We start from the raw sequence: 18,406 nt of genomic DNA on the forward strand, positions 1-18,406 counted from the left end.
TTCGCCGTCATGATCCCAGAGGGACCACGATGCGCACACGGTAATTCTTCTGCTCCAGTCCGGCGCTGAACTGGGCTTGTACGTCGTGCAGCAGGCGCAGCCGGTCGCGCACATTGGCCAACGCGATGCCATGGCCGCGCGGCAGCGGCTGGTCGGCCCAGCGCAGCGGCGGCAGGCTGTTGGTGACCTCTATCACCACCAGCGCGCCACGCCGTTCGGTGCGGATGCGCAACTTTGCGCCCTCGGGACTGGGTTCCACCCCATGCTTGACCGCATTCTCGACCAGCGGCTGCAGCAGCAGCGCGGGCAGCCGGGCCGCGTTGGCCGCCGGATCGAGGTCCCAGCGGATCGCCAGCCGTTCGCCGAAGCGCACCTGCTCGATCGCCAGGTAGTGCGTGGCCAGCGCGATCTCGTCGGCCAGCGTGACCGATTCGCCCGGATCGGCCAGCGCCCGGCGGAACAGCTCGGCCAGGTCCTCGAGCATGGCCTCGGCCTTGGCCGGTTCCTTGCGCACCAGCGCGATGGCGGTGTTGAGCGTGTTGAACAGAAAGTGCGGCCGGATGCGGGCTTGCAGTTCCTCGAGCCGCGCGGTGGTGGCGGCCGGCGTGCGGCCGCGGGCGCGCAGCACCAGCCCGGCCATGATCAGGCCCGCGAACATGGCACCGGCCGCGGCGCTGGCGATCCAGGGCGCGGAGGCCACCACGCCGGTGAGCCAGAGCAGCGCGCAGCCGTAGAGCGCGGCCATCGCACCGAGCGCGGCCCCGGCGGCATACTGCGCCGGGCGCGACAGGCGCGCCAGCACCTTTTTGAGTGCACAGGCCAGCACCAGCCAGAGCAGCGTGGCCGGCAGTGCGCCGCCGGTGACCGTGGCGGCGAGCATCAGCCAGTCGGCCGGGGAGCGCCCCACGAACAGCGTGGCGACCCCCACCACCGCCTCGACCAGCAGCACGGTGCGCAGCACCACGCCGATCTGGCAGGCATCGAACAGGCTGCCCGACACCACGCGCGCCGACCCGCGCGCCAGGTTTCGCGCGGGTGTCGAAGGGGTGGCCGATAAAATCGCCGGATTGCGCATCACAGACACATCGGGTTATCAACCCATTATTGCCTTGCCCAGGCCATCCATGACCCAAAATCAACTCGACAAGAAATCCGAAGCCTGGTCGGCCCTGTTCTCCGAACCCATGAGCGACCTGGTGAAGCGCTACACGGCCAGCGTGTTCTTCGACAAGCGGCTGTGGCAGGCGGATATCGAGGGCTCGCTGGCGCATGCCGGCATGCTCGCCGCCCAGAAGATCATCGGCGCGCAGGACCTGGCCTCGATCCAGGGTGGGATGGCGCAGATCCGCGCCGAGATCGAATCCGGCGCCTTCGACTGGAAGCTGGACCTCGAGGACGTGCACCTCAACATCGAGGCGCGCCTGACCCAGCTGGTCGGCGATGCGGGCAAGCGCCTGCACACCGGCCGCAGCCGCAACGACCAGGTCGCGACCGACGTGCGGCTGTGGCTGCGCGGCGAGATCGACCTGATCGGCGAGCTGCTGGTCGCGCTGCAGAAGGCGCTGGTCGACCTGGCCGAGAAGAACGTGGAAGTGATCCTGCCGGGCTTCACCCACCTGCAGGTGGCCCAGCCGGTGAGCTTCGGCCACCACATGCTGGCCTATGTCGAGATGTTCAGCCGCGACGCCGAGCGCCTGCTCGACGTGCGCAAGCGCGTGAACCGCCTGCCGCTGGGCGCGGCCGCACTGGCCGGCACCAGCTACCCGCTGGACCGCGAGGCCGTGGCCCGCGCGCTGGGCATGGACGGGGTCTGCCAGAACAGCCTGGACGCGGTGAGCGACCGCGACTTCGCGATCGAGTTCACCGCCGCCGCCTCGCTGGCGATGGTCCACATCAGCCGCCTGAGCGAAGAGCTGGTGCTGTGGATGAGCCAGAGCTTCGGCTTCATCGACATCGCCGACCGTTTCTGCACCGGCTCGTCGATCATGCCGCAGAAGAAGAACCCCGACGTGCCCGAGCTGGCGCGCGGCAAGACCGGCCGCGTGGTCGGCCACCTGATGGGCCTGATCACGCTGATGAAGGGCCAGCCGCTGGCCTACAACAAGGACAACCAGGAAGACAAGGAGCCGCTGTTCGACACGGTCGACACGCTCAAGGACACGCTGCGCATCTTCGCGGAGATGGTCGGCGGCATCACGGTCAAGCCCGAGGCGATGGAGAAGGCCGCACTGCGCGGCTACGCCACCGCCACCGACCTGGCCGACTACCTGGTGAAGAAGGGCCTGCCCTTCCGCGACGCCCACGAGACCGTGGCCCACGCGGTGAAGGCCGCGATCTCGCACCAGGTCGACCTGTCGGAGCTGCCGCTGGCGGTGCTGCAGCAGTTCAACCCGAGCATCGAGAAGGACGTCTACGACGTGCTGAGCCTGCGCGGCTCGCTCAATGCGCGCGACATCCTCGGCGGCACCGCGCCGGCCCAGGTGCGCGCGCAGGTGGCGCGGCACCGCGCCCGGCTGGGATAAGCGCCATGAGCGCCGTCCGGCCCCCCGAAGACACCGGCAAGTCCGAGATCCTGGACGCGCTCGCTTCGCGCCCTTCCTTCAACGGCCCGAGCTTTTCGCTGCGCAACCGGGTCCTGCGCGCGCTCTTCATCATCGTGTGGGCGGCCACCGCCTCCTGGACGCCGCGCCAGCTGGCGCCCTGGCGTCGGCTGCTGCTGCGGGCTTTCGGCGCCTCGATGGCCCCGCGCAGCGACGTGCGCGGCAGCGCCAAGGTCTGGTACCCGCCCAACCTGGTGATGCACGAGGGCGCGGTGATCGGCCCGCGGGTCAACTGCTACAACCTGGGCCCGATCACGATCGGGCGCCGCGCGCTGATCTCGCAGGACGCCCACCTGTGCAGCGGCACGCACGACTTCGACGATCCGCATTTCCAGCTGCAGGCGCGCGCGATCGTGATCGGCGCCCAGGCCTGGGTCTGCGCCGAGGCCTTCGTCGGGCCCGGCACCCAGGTCGGCGAGGGCGCGGTGGTGGGTGCCCGCTGCGTGGCCTTCGGCGACCTCGCGCCCTGGACCGTCTACGCCGGCAACCCGGGCCGGCCGGTGCGCGAACGCAAGCGCTTCACGCCGCTGCCCTGAGGCGGCAGGGCTGAATCCGGCCGGGGTTGCGGGCCGTACCCTTGGGATGGCCACTGCTGCCCCACAATGCCTTCATGACCGCCCCCCTCCCCGACGCCGAACTGATGGCGCTGATCGACCGCGTCGGTCAGCGCGACGAAGCCGCCCTGCGCCAGCTCTACGACCGGACCTCGCCGCGCCTGTTCGGGCTGGCCTTGCGGGTGGTGCGCCAGCGCGAATGGGCCGAAGACGTGCTGCAAGAAGCCTTCATGACCATCTGGCGCGTGGCCGGCGACTACCGGGGCACGCTGAGCCCGCCGCTGGCCTGGCTGGGCCTGATCGTGCGCAGTCGCGCGCTCGACCTGCTGCGCCGCCGCACCGCCGACCGCGCCCAGCTGACCCAGGAGTTCGACGAGGTGATGACCGAGACACTCGCGTCCGGCGCGCCCAATCCCATGGAAATGGCCGATGCCGGCGAGCAGGCCTGGGCGCTGCACCAGTGCCTGCAGCAGCTCGAGGGCAAACAGCGCGAGGTGGTGAGCCTGGCCTACCTGCGCGACCTGAGCCATGGCGAGCTGTCCGAGCAGCTCAAGCTGCCGCTGGGCACGGTCAAGACCTGGATTCGCCGTGGGCTGGAGAAGCTGCGCGTCTGCATGGGCCGCTTTGCGTGAAGGACGCCTCATGAACATTTCCACCCCCGCCGAACGCCTCGAACTGTTGGCCGCCAGCTATGCGCTGGGCACGCTGCGCGGTGGCGCGCGCCGCCGCTTCGAGACCCTGGCCCGCGAGCAGGCGCCGGTGCGCGCAGCCGCGCTGATCTGGCAGGGCCGGCTCGCCAGCCTGACCGAGCTCGAAGCCAGCACGGTGCCCGACGCCGCGGTCTGGACCCGCGTACGCAACCAGATCGAGGTCGAGAAGGAAGAACAGGCGCTGGCGCGCCAGCGCGCCGCTGCTGCGCCCGCCGCCGCGCCGCCGCCCCAGGGCTGGCTGCGCAGCCTGGCGCTGTGGCGCGGCGCCACCGCCGCGGGCGCGCTGGCGACCGTGCTGGCCGTGGTGGTCGGCGTGAACCTGCGCGACGAACTGCGCAACGCCCCCAACGTGCGCTACGTGGCCGTGCTGTCGGACGACAAGGCCGCCGCTTCGATGCTCGTGACCTTCGACCCGACCCAGCGCCAATTGACGCTGCAGCGGGTCGGCGACTACAGCGAGGGCGAGGACAAGTCGCTCGAGCTCTGGGCCCTGCCCCCGGGCGGCGCGCCGCGTTCGCTGGGCGTGCTCGACCGCGCGCCGGCGCTGCGGCTGGCGGTGACCGAGTCCGAGGTGCGCGAGGTGCCGGCGCTCGCGATCTCGCTCGAACGCAAGGGCGGCGTGCCGCGCGGCCAGGGGCCGGCCGGACCGATCGTCTTCAAGGGCGCGCTGATCGAAAAGGTGCTCTGACGGAGAACGACCGTTGCGATTTTTCGCTCGCACGACGCCTGTCTGCCAACCGCGTGTTGCCGCCATGCGTTGTGTGGACTCCATGCCGCCGATGAAATCCTCCGTCTTCGTCCTGTGCCTGGCGCTCGGTCTGGGCGCCGCAAGTGGCGCCCGGGCCCAGTGGCCCGCCGCGCCGCAGGCCCTGCCCTCCCCCTCCACTTCGCCCGACTACCTGGCCGCGCTGAACCGCTGGCGCGCGTCGCTCAGCGCCTTCGCCACCGCGGACAAGGAGAAGCTGCCCGCCACCGACGGCGTGCTGTTCGTCGGCAGTTCCACCATCCGCATGTGGACGCACCTGGCGCAGGATTTCCGGCAATCGCCGGTGGTCATCAACCGCGGCTTCGGCGGCTCGACCATGGCCGACTGCAGCCTGTTCACCCAGGAACTGGTGGTGCGCTACCGGCCGCGCCACGTGCTGGTCTACGCGGGCGACAACGACCTGGCCGAGGGCCGCACGCCGCTGCAGGTGCTCGAGAGCTTCGCCCAATTCGCCAACACCGTGCGCGAAACCCTGCCCGAGGCGCGCATCAGCTACATCTCGATCAAGCCCAGCCCCTCGCGCGAAGCGCTGATGCCGAAGATCCGCACCACCAACGACATCATCGCGGCCTACGTGCGCACCATGGCCAATGCCGAGTACATCGACATCTTCACGCCGATGCTGGGCGCCGACGGGCGGCCCCGCGCCGAACTCTTCCTCGGCGACCGGCTGCACATGAACGAGACCGGCTACCGGCTCTGGCAGTCGGTGATCTCGGCCCACATGACCGCGCCCGAGACGCCAGGGCCTGTCCCGCGGCCGGTGCAGTCCGGCCCGAACGTGCCCTCCGGCGCGTTGCTCCCGACGCCCTGACGGGCCACCCTCGCGACCTGGCGCAAGCAGCCCGCCCATGAGACCGCCCGCGGCCGAGGTCCGGTTCACATTCGCTGGACGTTCCGGTATTTCTTGACACATTTGCGTGGAACGCGGGGTTCGCATCCAACCGCCCGCCTCCAAATGTAAGAAATTGGTGCTAAAGTTTAAATTCCTTTTCAGGCCGTGCAGGGGCCTTTGCAAGGGCAAAAACCCGCACTGCACACCTTGAAAGCCATGGAACATTCCCGCTGCACCGTCGTCATCCTCACCTTCAACTCCGCCGCGATCGTTCGCGAGACGGTGGGCGAGGCGCTGAAAATCAGCCCCCAGGTCTACGTGGTGGATTCCTTCTCGAGCGACGGCACGCCGGAGATCCTGAAGGAACTGGGCTGCACGGTGGTCCAGCGCGCCTTCTCCAACTACAGCGACCAGCGCAACTGGGCCATCGCCCAGGTCGAGCCGCACTGCGACTGGCAACTGCACCTGGACGCCGACGAGGTGCTCGATGCCCAGGCCGTGCGCGAGATCGGCGCGCTGCTCGCCGGCACGCCGGACCACGACGCCTACCTGCTGCGCCGGCGCGACTACTTCATGGGCAAGATGCTGCGCTTCAGCGGCGTCAACCCCTGGCACCTGCGGCTGTTCCGCTCCGGCCGCGGCCGCTGCGAGTCGCGGCTGTACGACCAGCATTTCATCAGTCCGGCCACGCCGGCCCGGCTCGCGGGCTTCATGCACGACAAGAACTCCGCCAAGCTGTCCGACTGGATCGCGAGCCACAACCGCTGGAGCGACGCCGAGGCCAAGGAGAAGCTCGCGCCCCGGGGCGCCGCCGACGGCGTGCTGCAGCCGCGCCTCATGGGCGACCCCCGGGAACGCACGCGCTTCATCAAGGAGCTGTACTACAAGCTGCCGAGCGGCGTGCGGGTCTCCAGCTACTTCCTCTACCGCTACGTCTTCCGCCTGGGCTTCCTGGACGGCGTGACGGGCTTCTATTTCGCCTTCTTCCAGGCCCTGTGGTTCCGGATGCTGGTCGACGCCAAGATGTACGAGCAGCGCGCCCAGCAGCGCGCTCCCTGATCCTTTTTATCTGTTCTTACGGAGTGATGCCGCCCATGCGCCAATACAACGCCTCCAAGCGAATTCTCGTCACCGGCGGTGCCGGTTTCCTGGGCAGCCATCTTTGCGACCGGCTGCTCGCTCAGGGCCATGACGTGCTCTGCGTCGACAACTTCTTCACCGGCACCAAGCGCAACGTCGAGCATCTGCTCGACCATCCGCGCTTCGAGCTGATGCGGCACGACGTGACCTTCCCGCTGTACGTGGAAGTCGACGAGATCTTCAACCTGGCCTGCCCGGCCTCGCCGGTCCACTATCAGCACGACCCGGTCCAGACCACCAAGACCAGCGTGCACGGCGCGATCAACATGCTGGGCCTGGCCAAGCGGGTGCGCGCCAAGATCCTGCAGGCCTCGACCAGCGAGGTCTACGGCGACCCCGAGGTCCATCCGCAGGTCGAAGGCTACTGGGGCCGCGTGAACCCGATCGGCATCCGCAGCTGCTACGACGAAGGCAAGCGCTGCGCCGAAACGCTGTTCTTCGACTACCACCGCCAGCATCAGCTGCGCATCAAGGTCGTGCGCATCTTCAACACCTACGGCCCGCGCATGCATGCCAACGACGGCCGCGTGGTGTCGAACTTCATCGTCCAGGCGCTCAAGGGCGAGGACATCACGATCTACGGCAACGGCCAACAGACGCGCAGCTTCTGCTATGTCGACGACCTGCTCGAAGCCATGCTGCGCATGATGGGCACCGGCGACCAGTTCCCGGGCCCGGTCAACATCGGCAACCCGAACGAGTTCTCGATGCTGGAGCTGGCCAACAAGGTGATCGAACTCACCGGCTCGAAGAGCAAGCTGGTGCGACTGCCCCTGCCCTCGGACGACCCCAAGCAGCGCCAGCCCGACATCTCCGTGGCGCAGAAGGAACTCGGCGGCTGGACGCCGACGACCCAGCTCGACGAAGGTCTGGGCAAGACCATCGCTTATTTCGACCAGCTTCTCTCCGCGCCCGCTGCGGCCTGAAAGACCCGACCCCATGAAAATCTCGATCATCGGCACCGGCTATGTCGGCCTCGTCACCGGCGCCTGCCTCGCGGACATCGGCAACAACGTCTTCTGCCTGGACGTGGACCCGCGCAAGATCGCCATCCTCAAAGAAGGCGGCATCCCGATCTACGAACCCGGCCTGGCCGACGTGGTCCAGTCCAACGTGGAGGCCGGCCGGCTGGAGTTCTCCACCGACATCGAAGCCTCGGTGGCGCACGGCGAAGTGCAATTCATCGCGGTCGGCACCCCGCCCGACGAGGACGGCAGCGCCGACCTGCAGTACGTGCTGGCCGCGGCCCGCAACATCGGCCGCTACATGGAGAGCTTCAAGGTGGTGGTCGACAAGTCGACCGTGCCGGTGGGCACCGCCGACAAGGTGAGCGCGGTGATCCGCGAGGAGCTCGAGAAGCGCGGCCGCACCGACCTCGGCTTCTCGGTGGTGAGCAACCCCGAGTTCCTCAAGGAAGGCGCGGCGGTCGACGACTTCATGCGCCCCGACCGCATCGTGATCGGCGTGGCCGACGACGAGAACGGCCGCACGGCGCTGGCCGCGATGCGCAAGCTCTATTCGCCCTTCAACCGCAACCACGAGCGCACCCGCGTGATGGACGTGCGCTCGGCCGAGTTCGCCAAGTATGCGGCCAACGCGATGCTGGCCACGCGCATCAGCTTCATGAACGAGCTCGCCAACCTGGCCGACCGCGTGGGCGCCGACATCGAGTCGGTGCGCCAGGGCATCGGCTCCGACCCGCGCATCGGCTACAGCTTCCTGTACGCCGGCACCGGCTACGGCGGCAGCTGCTTCCCCAAGGACATCCAGGCGCTGACCCGCATCGCGCGCGACAACGGCCAGACGCTGCGCGTGCTGGAGTCGGTCGAGGCGGTGAACGACGAACAGAAGACGGTGCTGACCGACAAGGTCTTCGCGCGCTTCGGCGCCGACCTGAGCGGCCGCAGCTTCGCGCTGTGGGGCCTGGCCTTCAAGCCCAACACCGACGACATGCGCGAAGCGCCGAGCCGGGTGGTGATCGGTGCGCTGCTGCGCGCCGGCGCGCGCATCGTGGCGCACGACCCGATCGCCGTGACCGAGACGCGCCGCGTGCTGGAACTCGACTTCGCCGACGCGCCCGCGCTGCTCGACCAGATCAGCTACGCCAAGGACCCGATGGCCGCGCTCGAGGGCGCCGACGCGCTGATCATCGTGACCGAATGGAAGGCGTACCACAGCCCGAACATCGAACGGCTCAAGTCGACGATGAAGTCGCCGATCGTGTTCGACGGCCGCAACCTCTACGAGCCGGCGGTCATGAAGGCCGGCGGCGTGACCTACCACGGGATCGGACGCAACAGCGTCTGAATCCCGGGCTGCGGCTCAGCCCGGTACGCCGAGCCGCAGCCGCGCCGCCTTGCGCGCATCGCGCCACAGCGTGACCCGTGCCACCGCGTAGAGCCCGGCGAACACCGCGCCGAGCAGCACGGCATCGCCCCATGCCGGCCGCGCCATCTGGTTGCTGCCGTAGAAGGCCAGCACCAGCAGCACCGCCACCAGGTGGGCGCAGAACACCGGCAACGAGGCCGAGCCCATCGCCTCGAGCGCATGCAGTCGCGGCAGCTTGCGCGCCAGCACGGGCCCGAAGCCGATCGCCAGCGCACCCAGCGCCACCAGGTTCAGGATCCGCAGCGGGCCGAGCTGCCACTTGTCGAACAGCAGGTTGAGCTGCTCGTCCGCACCGAAGGGGGCCTGGCCGTTGAGGCCATGGTGGCGCCAGTACAGGCCGTACAGCGCCACCGCGGCGGCCGCCAGCAGCAGCCATGACGGGATGCGTATCGGCCGCGCGCCCGGCGCACTGCGGCTGGCGCCCAGCCACAGGCCCATGAACCACAGGAACTGCCAGGCGTAGGCGTTGAAGGCGCCCATCTCGTGGAAGGGCACGGACAGGCCCGTCCAGCGCACCACCCCTCCGTAGATCCATTCGCTCAGCCCGAACTGCGCCAGGGCCCAGACCGTGGTGCTGGCCAGCACCACGCCCAGCCAGCCGTGGCGCATCGCGAAGGCCAGCACCCAGGGGCTGAGCAGCATGAAGAAGATGTACATCGGCAGGATGTCGAGCAGTGGCGGCTCGTAGACCAGCAGCAGTCCGAACAGGAAACCTTCGCGCGGCCGTTCCAGGTAGAAGGACATCAGGTCCTTCACCGCCGGCTGGTCGATGCGCAGGCCGACCGCCGCGATGATGGTGAACAGGAACAGCAGCGTGGCGGCCTGGGCGAGATAGACGCGGAAGGCGCGCTGCCAGAAGGCGCGGCGCATGACATCGACCCCTTCGCGGTAGCCGGCGCGGCTGTAGACCAGGCCGGCCATGAAGGCCGACAGCAGCACGAAGCCCTCGGCCGCCGACACGAAGCCGAAGGGCTGGCCCAGCGGATCGGTGAGGCGCGAGGGCAGGTGCGTGAGCGTCATCAGCACCAGCATCAGCCCGCGCAGCGCATCGACCTCCCAGTAGCGTGGCGAGGCCGGGCGCACCGATGGCGCACCCTGGACGTGAAGCGGCGCGGCCCTCATCGGCGCGGTGGATTCCGGCTCAGACGATCGCGCGGATCGCGTCGACGATGGTTTCGCCGTAGCGCTGCCATGAATAGTCGACCGCATGCCGGGCCGCCCGGGCCTTCATCGCCACCAGCTCGGGCCGGTGCTGGTTGAGCCAGGCCAGCTTGGCGGCAATGGCCTCGGGCGAACGGATCGGCACCAGGAAACCGGTCTGGCCTTCGATCACCAGGTCGGCGCCGCCGGTGTTGGGCGTGATCACCACCGGCAGGCCCTGGCTCATGGCTTCCTGCATGACCAGTGCGCGGCCTTCGACGATCGAGGGCAGGCAGAACACGTCGCAACTGCGCATCAGCGCCAGCACGTCGGCGTGCGGCCGGCCCTTCTCGTGGATGAAGCCCGGGCACTCGCGCTGGTAGAAGTCGAGTTCGGCCAGCGGCGCGCCCATCACGCGCAGTTCGATGTTCTCGCCGCCGAGCAGGCGCATCGCCTGCATCAGGTCGGCCAGGCCCTTGCGCTGGCCCATCGAGCCGGCGAACAGCACGCGCATCGGGCGCGCCGGATCGAGCGCGGCTTCGGACCAGCCGCCGGTCCAGACCGGGGGCGAGCCGAAGGGCGACATCACGCAGGCCTTCTGCGCCGCGGAGGCGGGCAGCGAATCGCGCACGAAATGGCTGGCGACCACGACCAGGTCGGCCAGCGCGAGTTCCTCGGTCTTGCGGTCGAGCTTGGCTTGCGAATCGAGCAGGCCGCCGCCGAGCGTGGGCGCCCAGGCGGGCAGGCGCTCGCCCTCCTCCTGCATCAGGCGCCGTCCCAGTTCCCAATACGCGATGGGCAGGTCGTAGATGCGTTTCAGGCCCAGCGTGCGGGCCGCGCGGAAGGTAGCGAGCGCGCCGTCCTCGTAGGCATACACGCCTTTGAGCCCTTCGCGCGATTGAAGCCGGGGCAAGGTGCCCGCGACGAAGCGGTCGAAGTCCCTGATCACCGCGTCGACCGAGGCGAAGCCCTCTTCGTGCCGCAGCGGACCGCGCCAGCCCAGCGCACCGCAGGCCACGCGCACGATTTCGCGCCCGGGGTGCTGCAGCAGCTTGTCGCGCGGGACGTCGAAGCGCCGGCGCATCCATTCGTTGCGCACGCGGCTGGGCATCAGCTTCAGGGCGAGGCTCTGGTCGTCGGCGGCGACGGTGGTGGCGAAGCGGCCCAGCATTCCGGCCGCCTGCAGGGCGTCGAGCATGGCGCGCACATTCTGGTTGCCCGCGGGATGGCTCAACAGCAGTGTCATGGCGGTCGATCATAGTGGAGCGATTGTTTCCAGAGGGGGCAAAACCGGGCGTTTGGCACGTTCTGGTGAGGCCTTTCGACCTCCAGGTCGCGCCTTCAAATTGCGCTACGCTGCGAATCCGAAGGAGAACGTCCCTTGAAGACCAGAACAACCGCTTCCGTCATCGTCACCGCCCTGCTCGCCCTGGCCGCATTCGAAGCCAGCGCCCTGCAGACCCTGAGCGTCACGCCGCAGGGCGAAGTCGCCCGGGTTCGCCAGGTGGTGGCCAAGTTCGATGCCGCCGCCGTCAACTTCGGCGACCCCAAGGCCGCCGCGCCCTTCACCGTGAGCTGCAACGACGCGCAGGCCGCCAAGGGCACCGGGCGCTGGACCGGCGAGAAGCAGTGGGTCTACGACTTCGAGAACGACCTGCCGCCCGGTGTGCGCTGCACCGTGAGCCGCGTGCCCGACTTCAAGCCCGCCGCGGGCGGCGACTGGACCGGCCCGGAGCGCCACAGCTTCAACACCGGCGGCCCCTTCGTGCGCAACATCCAGCCCAGCTACGGGAAGATCGACGAGCAGCAGTCCTTCGTGCTCGAGTTCAACGGCCCGGCCACGCTGGCCAGCGTGCGCGAGAACGTCTGGTGCGCGGCCGACGACATCGGCGAGCGCATCCCGGTCAGGCTGCTCGAGGGCAGCGACCGCGATGCGCTGCTCAAGGCCGTCGGCCGCGACCGGCCCGCGCAGAAGGAGCCGCTGCGCTTCGCCACGCTGCAGTGCAACCGCATGCTGAGCGCCGGCAGCCGCATCCAGCTGGTCTACGGCCAGGGCGTGGCGACACCCTCGGGCATCGTCAACAACACCGAGAAACGCTTCACCTACGACGTGCGCGACCCCTTCGCGGTGTCCTTCACCTGCGAGCGCGAGAACGCGCAGGCCGCCTGCCTGCCGCTGCGGCCGATGGAGCTGCGCTTCAACGCGCCGGTCACGCGCAAGCTGGCCAGCCAGATCCGCCTGAGCGGTGGCGGCCAGACGCTCAAGCCCAAGTTCAACGAGGAGAACGCGGCCAGCGACGACGCGGTGATCGAGTCGGTGCGCTTCGTGCCGCCCTTCCCCGAAGAGACGCAGTTCAAGGTCGAACTGCCCTCGCGCTTCGAGGACGCCTCGGGCCGCGCGCTGGGCGAACCCGGCACCTTCCCGCTGGCCGTCGCCACCGGCGCGATGCCGCCGCTGGCCAAGTTCGCGGCCGCGCCCTTCGGTGTGCTCGAACGTCTGGCCGAGCCCGGCGGGCTCGCGATGATGCCGGTCACGGTGCGGCGCGTGGAGCCCGCGCTGCAGGTGCAGGCGCTCACGCCCGGCAAGGTCAGCGACCTCAACCCGAAGACCGACGCCGAGATCATCGCGTGGTATCGCAAGGTGCGCCGCTACGACGAGCGTTCGTCGATCGACCGCGCCACCGCGACCCGCGACAGCAGCGGCGCCCTGCCACCGGTGATCGACCGTGACAACCGCGGCAGCGTGCAGACCCGCATGGTGTCGCTGCTGGGCGGCCTGCCCGGCGTGAAGACGCTCGACATGCCCAAGGCCGACGATGCGGGCGCCGCCGGGCGCCCCTTCGAAGTCATCGGCATTCCGCTGACGCCGGGCTTCCACGTGCTCGAGATCGCGTCGAAGAAGCTGGGCGATGCGCTGCTCGACGAACGCTTCGGCGACGGCCGCACGATGTACGTGCGGACCACCGCGCTGGCCACCAACCTGGCAGTGCACTTCAAGCTGGGCCGCGAGAATTCGATGGCCTGGGTCACCACGCTCGACAAGGGGCAGGTGGTGCCCAACGCCGCGATTCGGGTGTCGGACTGCCGCGGGCGCGAGGTGGCGCGCGGCACCACCGACGCGAGCGGCATCGTGACGCTGGCCGGCATCTCGGCCAATCCGCCCAGCTGCTCGGGCCAGAACGACTACGGCAACGACGCCTACTTCGTGAGCGCCCGCGCCACGCTGACCGATGCGGGCGACAAGAACGCCAAGCCGGTCGAGGACCTGGCCTTCACCTGGAGCGACTGGCAGCGCGGCATCGAGCCCTGGCGCTTCAACGTGCCGACCAGCCTCGAGCCCGAGCCCGACCGCATCGCCCACACCGTGTTCGATCGCACGCTGTTCCGCGCCGGCGAGACGGTGTCGATGAAGCACCTGATCCGCACCCAGACCGCCAAGGGCTTCGGCCTGCCCGACGTGCAGCCCGACACGCTGGTCATCACGCACAGCGGCAGCGGCCAGCAGTTCACCCAAGCCATCGACTGGCGCAAGACCGCGACCGGCGGCCTGAGCGCGACCAACACCTTCGCCATTCCACCGGCGGCCAAGCTCGGCGTCTACCGGGTCGAGTTGCGCAACGCGAAGGGCAAGAGCCAGGACGACTACCAGCCCAGCTTCGGCAGTGGCCAGTTCCGGGTCGAGGAGTTCCGCCTGCCGGTGCTCGAGGGCCGCGTGACGCCCAGCGAGAAGAAGCCGCTGGTGGCCATCACTTCGCTGCCCACCGACGTGCAGATCAACTACGTGGCCGGCGGCGGCGCGGCCAACCTGCCGGTGCGCGTGTCGGCCATGGTGCGCGCAAAGAGCCTGTCCTTCGCCGACTACGACAGCTTCAACTTCTCGCCGCCTCGGCAGCAGGGCGACAGCGCGGCCTCCGATGCGGACGAGGAGGCCTCGGCATCGGCCGACACCCGCGTGATCGCCGACAAGCTGCCGGTCACGCTGGACCGCAACGGCGCCGGCAAGCTCACCATCGACAAGGTGCCGCTGGCCAAGGCCACGCCGCGCGAGCTGCTGATCGAAGCCACCTACTCCGACCCGAACGGCGAGGTGCAGACGATCCGCAGCACGCAGACGCTGTGGCCCGCCGCGGTGATCGCCGGCCTCAAGACCGAGGGCTGGGTGTCGACCGACAAGAAGCTCAAGTTCCAGGCGCTCGCGCTCGACCTCGCCGGCAAGGCGCAGGCCGATGCCAAGGTGAAGGTGAACGCCGTGGCGCGCATCACCACCACCAGCCGCAAGCGCATGGTGGGCGGCTTCTACACCTACGACAACAAGACCGACCTCAAGGACCTGGGCACGGTGTGCACCGGCACCAGCGATGCGCGCGGCCTGGTGCTGTGCGAGGCCGAACTCAAGGAAGCCGGCGAGGTCGAGCTGATCGTGACCGCCACCGACAAGGACGGCCGCGAAAGCAAGGCCGCGGGCTCGGTCTACGTGACCCGGCAGGGCGAGCTCTGGTTCGGCGGCGAGGACAACGACCGCATCGACGTGCTGCCCGAGAAGAAGAACTACCAGCCCGGCGAGATCGCCAAGTTCCAGGTGCGCAGCCCCTTCCGCTTCGCGACCGCGCTGGTCGCGGTGGAACGCGAAGGCGTGATCGAGACCCATGTGGTGCAGCTCAACGGCCAGGACCCGACGATCAGCCTGCAGGTCAAGTCCGAGTGGGGCCCCAACGCCTACGTCAGCGTGCTCGCCCTGCGCGGCCGGCTGCGTGAAGTGCCCTGGTACAGCTTCTTCTCGTGGGGCTTCAAGGCGCCGCGCGAGTGGTGGACCGCCTTCTGGTACGAAGGCAAGGAGTACGTCGCACCGACCGCGCTGGTCGATCTGAGCAAGCCGGCCTACCGCTTCGGCCTGGCCGAGATCCGCGTGGGCACGCAGGCGCACCGCATCGACGTCAAGGTCACGAGCGACAAGCCCAGCTACCCGGTGCGCGGCCAGGCGCAGGTCACGATCTCGGCCAAGCTGCCCGACGGCAAGCCGGCTGCCGGCGCCGAAGTGGCGCTGGCCGCGGTCGACCAGGCGCTGCTCGAGCTGATGCCCAACGACAGCTGGGATCTGCTCGAAGCCATGCTGCAGCGGCGCAGCTGGGGCGTATCGACCTCGACCGCGCAGATGGAGATCGTCGGGCGCCGGCACTACGGCAAGAAGGCCGTGCCCGCGGGCGGCGGCGGCGGCAAGGGCCAGACGCGCGAGCTGCTGGACACCCTGCTGCTGTGGAACCCCTCGGTGGTGCTCGACGCCAACGGCCAGGCCGTGGTGACGGTGCCGCTCAACGACGCGCTGACCACCTTCAAGATCGTCGCCGTGGCCGACATGGGCGTTGGATTGTTTGGGACAGGCCAGGCCACCCTCCAGGCCACACAGGACCTGCAGATCATCAGCGGCCTGCCGCCGCTGGTGCGTGAGGACGACCAGTTCCGCGCGCAGATCACGCTGCGCAACACCACGCAGAAGGCGATGAAGGTCGAGGCCACGCCGCGCGCCACGCTGCTCACGCTCGAAGCGCAGACGGTCGAGATCCCGGCTGGCGAAGCGCGCGAGCTGGCCTGGAACGTGACTGCGCCGGCCCAGCTCGCGCAGACGCGCGCCGAAGCCATCCTGTGGGAGATCGAGGCCAGGGACACGCTCGGCGGCGCGCGCGATGCGCTCAAGGTGCGCCAGCGCATCGTGCCGGCCGTGCCGCTCACGGTGCAGCAGGCCACGCTGGTGCAGGTCGACGGCAGCTTCACGCTCGACGTGGCGCCGCCCGCGGACGCGCTGCCCAACCGCGGCGGCCTGAAGATGTCGCTTCAGCCCAAGCTGGCCGAGGGCATGCCGGGCGTGCGCGACTGGTTCGCCAACTACCCCTTCAGCTGCCTCGAGCAGAAGACCAGCAAGGCCATCGGCCTGCGCGACGGCAAGCTGTGGCAGGGCGTGCTGGCGCAGTTGCCGAGCTACCTCGACAGCGACGGCCTCGCGAGCTACTTCCCGCCGCGCGACGGCGAGTCGAACCGCGGCAGCGACATCCTCACGTCGTACCTGCTGGCCGCCACGCACGAGGCCTCGTCCATCGACCCGGCCTTCGCACTGTCGGACGCGGCGCGTGCGCCGATGGAAAGCGGCCTGATCGCCTTCGTCGAAGGCCGGATCCAGCGCGAGTTCTGGAGCCCGCGCAAGGACCTCGACGTGCGCAAGCTGGCCGCGCTCGAGGCGTTGTCGCGCTACGGCAAGGCACGCGGCAGCATGACCGCGAGCATCACCGTCTCGCCCAACCAGTGGCCCACCAGCGCGGTGATCGACTGGATGCAGATCCTGAAGCGCGTGCCCGACGTGCCGCAGCGCCAGCAGCGGCTGGACGAGGCCGGCAACGTGCTCAAGGCGCGCCTGTCCTACCAGGGCACCAAGCTGGTCTTCAGCACCGAGCAGGACGACTACTGGTGGTGGCTCATGACCAACGGCGACGTCAACACCGCGCGCCTGCTGCTCGCGGTGATGGACGACCCGGCCTGGAAGGACGACATCGGCCGGCTGGCCAACGGCTTCATCGGCCGCCAGCAGAACGGCGCCTGGCACACCACCACGGCCAACCTCTGGGGCGGGCTCGCGCTCGATCGCTTCTCGAAGGTCTTCGAGAGCACTCCGGTGACCGGGACCACGACCGCGCTGCTGCGTCCGCCGCCGGCGGGCAACGCCGATTCGGCGGCCCGCACCGCGAGCGTGGACTGGAGCCGCGTCGAGCGCGTGAAGGCCAGCGACGCCGCGGGCGCGCCCCACCAGGGCACCTGGTTCGGCGCCCCGGCCTCGCCGGGCAACCTGCGCAACAACACGATGTTCCTGCCGTGGCAACTGCAACCTAAGGAAACGCTGACCGTCACCCAGAGCGGCACCGGCAAGCCCTGGCTCACGCTGCAGTCGGTGGCCGCGGTGCAGCTCAAGGCGCCGTTCGCAGCCGGCTACGCGATCAAGAAGACCATCACGCCGGTCGAGCAGGCGACCGCGGGCAAGTACACGCGCGGCGACATCCTGCGCATCACGCTCGAGGTCAATGCCAGCGCCGACATGACCTGGGTCGCGATCACCGACCCGGTGCCCGGCGGTGCGACGATTCTGGGCAGCGGCCTGGGCCGCGATTCGCAGATCGCCACGCAAGGCGAGAAGCGCAGCGGCGCCGGCTGGCCGGCCTTCGAGGAGCGCAGCTTCGAGTCCTTCCGCAGCTACTACGAGTACCTGCCCAAGGGCGTGGTGAAGATGGAATACACGGTGCGACTCAACAACGTCGGCGACTTCGCGCTGCCGCCCAGCCGCGTGGAGGCGCTCTACGCGCCCGAGATGTTCGGCGAGACGCCGAACGCGCGGGTGAAGGTGGAAGCGCCGAAGTGATCGAAAGGCGGTGCGCCCGGATGCTTCCGGGTGTGCCGCCCCGGGTGTATGCGCTGAAAGCTGACGGCAATGCGTCGGTGAAGACCGCTCATGAGAAAGCGCGAGGCGTTGAAAGCCGAGGCGCTGCTACTGCAGCCAACGGAGATGAGCCCAGAAGCGGTCGCCCCAGCGGACCGCGCAGGCCCCGCACGCGGCGATGGCCAGCACCACCACCATGCCCATGGCCAGGGGGCTCAGGGGCCACAGCCGCACACACGCGCCCAGGCCCACCAGCAAGCCGAGCACGGCACCGCACCCGAAGCGCACCCTGCGCTCGAATGCGTCCACCTTGCGGCCCTCGGGCACAGTGCGCGGCGCCGTTTCCGTCTGTCGGTCCATCCTTGTTCCTGGTCGCCAGCGACGCGGTCGAGGATGCCACAGCGGCCGATCAGAAAGAAGGCACGGCCGGACCGTGATGGACCGGCCAGCGCGGTCACTGTGAATCGTGGGCGCTGCGGCGCGCGCGGCGACTCAATGCGATGTCCAGCACCAACAGCACGAAGGTGATGAGCAACAGCGCCAGGCTCACGGGGATGAGGCCGAACAGCGGTTCATGCACGAAGCCATGGTCATCGATGTCGCTGGTGCCGAACACCAGCTGCACGGCAAAGCATGCGATGGACAGGCCCAACGTCAGCAGCCAGAGCCAGCGCCGCAACGGGGTACCGCCCTTTCGGGAAGCGGGGGACATGGGGCGTTGCGGCGGACTGCCGCCGTCCGTGTCAGGGCCGCGAGTGGGCCCCGAGTTCTTGTCGGTCATGTTTCTCTCCCAAGATGTGTGACACCCTCTTGGAGCACGGCTTCCGACAATGGTTCAGCGCCGCTGTGCAGGCCG

Annotated in this window: 14 protein-coding genes; 9 read left to right on the forward strand and 5 right to left on the reverse strand. The window is 69.2% G+C overall.

Going from position 1 to position 18,406, the window contains the following annotated elements; genetic code table 11:
- Positions 1 to 7: 7 nt before the first annotated feature.
- Positions 8 to 1,075 carry a sensor histidine kinase gene (locus ACSFBC_RS07845; protein ID WP_435509744.1) on the reverse strand — a complete coding sequence of 356 codons (1,068 nt, stop codon included), beginning with the start codon at positions 1,073 to 1,075 and terminating at the stop codon, positions 8 to 10.
- 49 nt (positions 1,076 to 1,124) lie between these two features.
- Between ACSFBC_RS07845 and argH the strand changes: the two genes are divergently transcribed.
- From argH to ACSFBC_RS07885, 8 genes are all read left to right on the forward strand, one after another.
- Entirely contained in the window at positions 1,125 to 2,522 is a 1,398-nt protein-coding gene (gene argH / locus ACSFBC_RS07850; protein ID WP_435509745.1) for an argininosuccinate lyase, read from the forward strand.
- Positions 2,523 to 2,527: 5 nt separating this feature from the next.
- The gene (locus ACSFBC_RS07855) at positions 2,528 to 3,136 is read left to right on the forward strand and encodes an LbetaH domain-containing protein (protein ID WP_435509746.1); all 609 of its coding nucleotides are present in this window, start codon (positions 2,528 to 2,530) and stop codon (positions 3,134 to 3,136) included.
- 74 nt (positions 3,137 to 3,210) lie between these two features.
- Positions 3,211 to 3,786: a sigma-70 family RNA polymerase sigma factor gene (locus ACSFBC_RS07860; RefSeq protein ID WP_435509747.1), complete on the forward strand. Its 576-nt coding sequence runs from the start codon at positions 3,211 to 3,213 to the stop codon at positions 3,784 to 3,786.
- Between the two features lie 10 nt (positions 3,787 to 3,796).
- Positions 3,797 to 4,552 (forward strand): anti-sigma factor, encoded by a 756-nt coding sequence (locus tag ACSFBC_RS07865; protein ID WP_435509748.1) that lies wholly within the window; start codon positions 3,797 to 3,799, stop codon positions 4,550 to 4,552.
- 91 nt (positions 4,553 to 4,643) lie between these two features.
- A complete protein-coding gene (locus ACSFBC_RS07870; protein ID WP_435509749.1) occupies positions 4,644 to 5,444 on the forward strand; it encodes an SGNH/GDSL hydrolase family protein in 801 nt (266 codons plus the stop codon).
- A gap of 237 nt (positions 5,445 to 5,681) precedes the next feature.
- Positions 5,682 to 6,524: a glycosyltransferase family 2 protein gene (locus ACSFBC_RS07875; RefSeq protein WP_435509750.1), complete on the forward strand. Its 843-nt coding sequence runs from the start codon at positions 5,682 to 5,684 to the stop codon at positions 6,522 to 6,524.
- A 35-nt stretch (positions 6,525 to 6,559) separates the two neighbouring features.
- The gene (locus tag ACSFBC_RS07880; protein ID WP_435509751.1) at positions 6,560 to 7,531 is read left to right on the forward strand and encodes a UDP-glucuronic acid decarboxylase family protein; all 972 of its coding nucleotides are present in this window, start codon (positions 6,560 to 6,562) and stop codon (positions 7,529 to 7,531) included.
- A 13-nt stretch (positions 7,532 to 7,544) separates the two neighbouring features.
- Entirely contained in the window at positions 7,545 to 8,912 is a 1,368-nt protein-coding gene (locus ACSFBC_RS07885) for a UDP-glucose dehydrogenase family protein (RefSeq protein WP_435509752.1), read from the forward strand.
- A gap of 15 nt (positions 8,913 to 8,927) precedes the next feature.
- Here the strand turns inward: ACSFBC_RS07885 and opgC are convergent, their stop codons facing one another.
- Entirely contained in the window at positions 8,928 to 10,115 is a 1,188-nt protein-coding gene (gene opgC / locus ACSFBC_RS07890; protein ID WP_435509753.1) for an OpgC domain-containing protein, read from the reverse strand.
- Between the two features lie 19 nt (positions 10,116 to 10,134).
- Positions 10,135 to 11,379 (reverse strand): glycosyltransferase family 4 protein, encoded by a 1,245-nt coding sequence (locus ACSFBC_RS07895; protein ID WP_435509754.1) that lies wholly within the window; start codon positions 11,377 to 11,379, stop codon positions 10,135 to 10,137.
- A gap of 135 nt (positions 11,380 to 11,514) precedes the next feature.
- Here ACSFBC_RS07895 and ACSFBC_RS07900 point away from each other — a divergent pair, with 135 nt between their 5' ends.
- Positions 11,515 to 17,532, forward strand: coding sequence for an alpha-2-macroglobulin family protein (locus ACSFBC_RS07900; RefSeq protein ID WP_435509755.1), 6,018 nt, complete (start codon positions 11,515 to 11,517; stop codon positions 17,530 to 17,532).
- A gap of 126 nt (positions 17,533 to 17,658) precedes the next feature.
- Here ACSFBC_RS07900 and ACSFBC_RS07905 read toward each other — a convergent pair whose 3' ends face one another.
- Together ACSFBC_RS07905 and ACSFBC_RS07910 are read right to left on the reverse strand one after the other, a co-directional pair.
- On the reverse strand, positions 17,659 to 17,910 hold the full coding sequence (locus ACSFBC_RS07905) for a hypothetical protein (RefSeq protein WP_435509756.1): 252 nt from the start codon (positions 17,908 to 17,910) through the stop codon (positions 17,659 to 17,661).
- Positions 17,911 to 18,004: 94 nt separating this feature from the next.
- Positions 18,005 to 18,331, reverse strand: coding sequence for a DUF3955 domain-containing protein (locus tag ACSFBC_RS07910; RefSeq protein ID WP_435509757.1), 327 nt, complete (start codon positions 18,329 to 18,331; stop codon positions 18,005 to 18,007).
- Positions 18,332 to 18,406 lie beyond the last annotated feature (75 nt).

Source organism: Variovorax frigidus, assembly GCF_051216515.1.
Lineage (GTDB): Bacteria > Pseudomonadota > Gammaproteobacteria > Burkholderiales > Burkholderiaceae_C > Variovorax.

Coding starts and splice junctions, on each gene's coding strand:
- ACSFBC_RS07875 (WP_435509750.1), top strand. CDS start 5,682: ATGGAACATTCCCGCTGCACCGTCGTCATCCTCACCTTCAACTCCGCC.
- ACSFBC_RS07885 (WP_435509752.1), top strand. CDS start 7,545: ATGAAAATCTCGATCATCGGCACCGGCTATGTCGGCCTCGTCACCGGC.
- opgC (WP_435509753.1), bottom strand. CDS start 10,115: ATGAGGGCCGCGCCGCTTCACGTCCAGGGTGCGCCATCGGTGCGCCCG.
- argH (WP_435509745.1), top strand. CDS start 1,125: ATGACCCAAAATCAACTCGACAAGAAATCCGAAGCCTGGTCGGCCCTG.
- ACSFBC_RS07865 (WP_435509748.1), top strand. CDS start 3,797: ATGAACATTTCCACCCCCGCCGAACGCCTCGAACTGTTGGCCGCCAGC.
- ACSFBC_RS07880 (WP_435509751.1), top strand. CDS start 6,560: ATGCGCCAATACAACGCCTCCAAGCGAATTCTCGTCACCGGCGGTGCC.
- ACSFBC_RS07895 (WP_435509754.1), bottom strand. CDS start 11,379: ATGACACTGCTGTTGAGCCATCCCGCGGGCAACCAGAATGTGCGCGCC.
- ACSFBC_RS07855 (WP_435509746.1), top strand. CDS start 2,528: ATGAGCGCCGTCCGGCCCCCCGAAGACACCGGCAAGTCCGAGATCCTG.
- ACSFBC_RS07905 (WP_435509756.1), bottom strand. CDS start 17,910: ATGGACCGACAGACGGAAACGGCGCCGCGCACTGTGCCCGAGGGCCGC.
- ACSFBC_RS07910 (WP_435509757.1), bottom strand. CDS start 18,331: ATGACCGACAAGAACTCGGGGCCCACTCGCGGCCCTGACACGGACGGC.
- ACSFBC_RS07845 (WP_435509744.1), bottom strand. CDS start 1,075: ATGCGCAATCCGGCGATTTTATCGGCCACCCCTTCGACACCCGCGCGA.
- ACSFBC_RS07870 (WP_435509749.1), top strand. CDS start 4,644: ATGAAATCCTCCGTCTTCGTCCTGTGCCTGGCGCTCGGTCTGGGCGCC.
- ACSFBC_RS07860 (WP_435509747.1), top strand. CDS start 3,211: ATGACCGCCCCCCTCCCCGACGCCGAACTGATGGCGCTGATCGACCGC.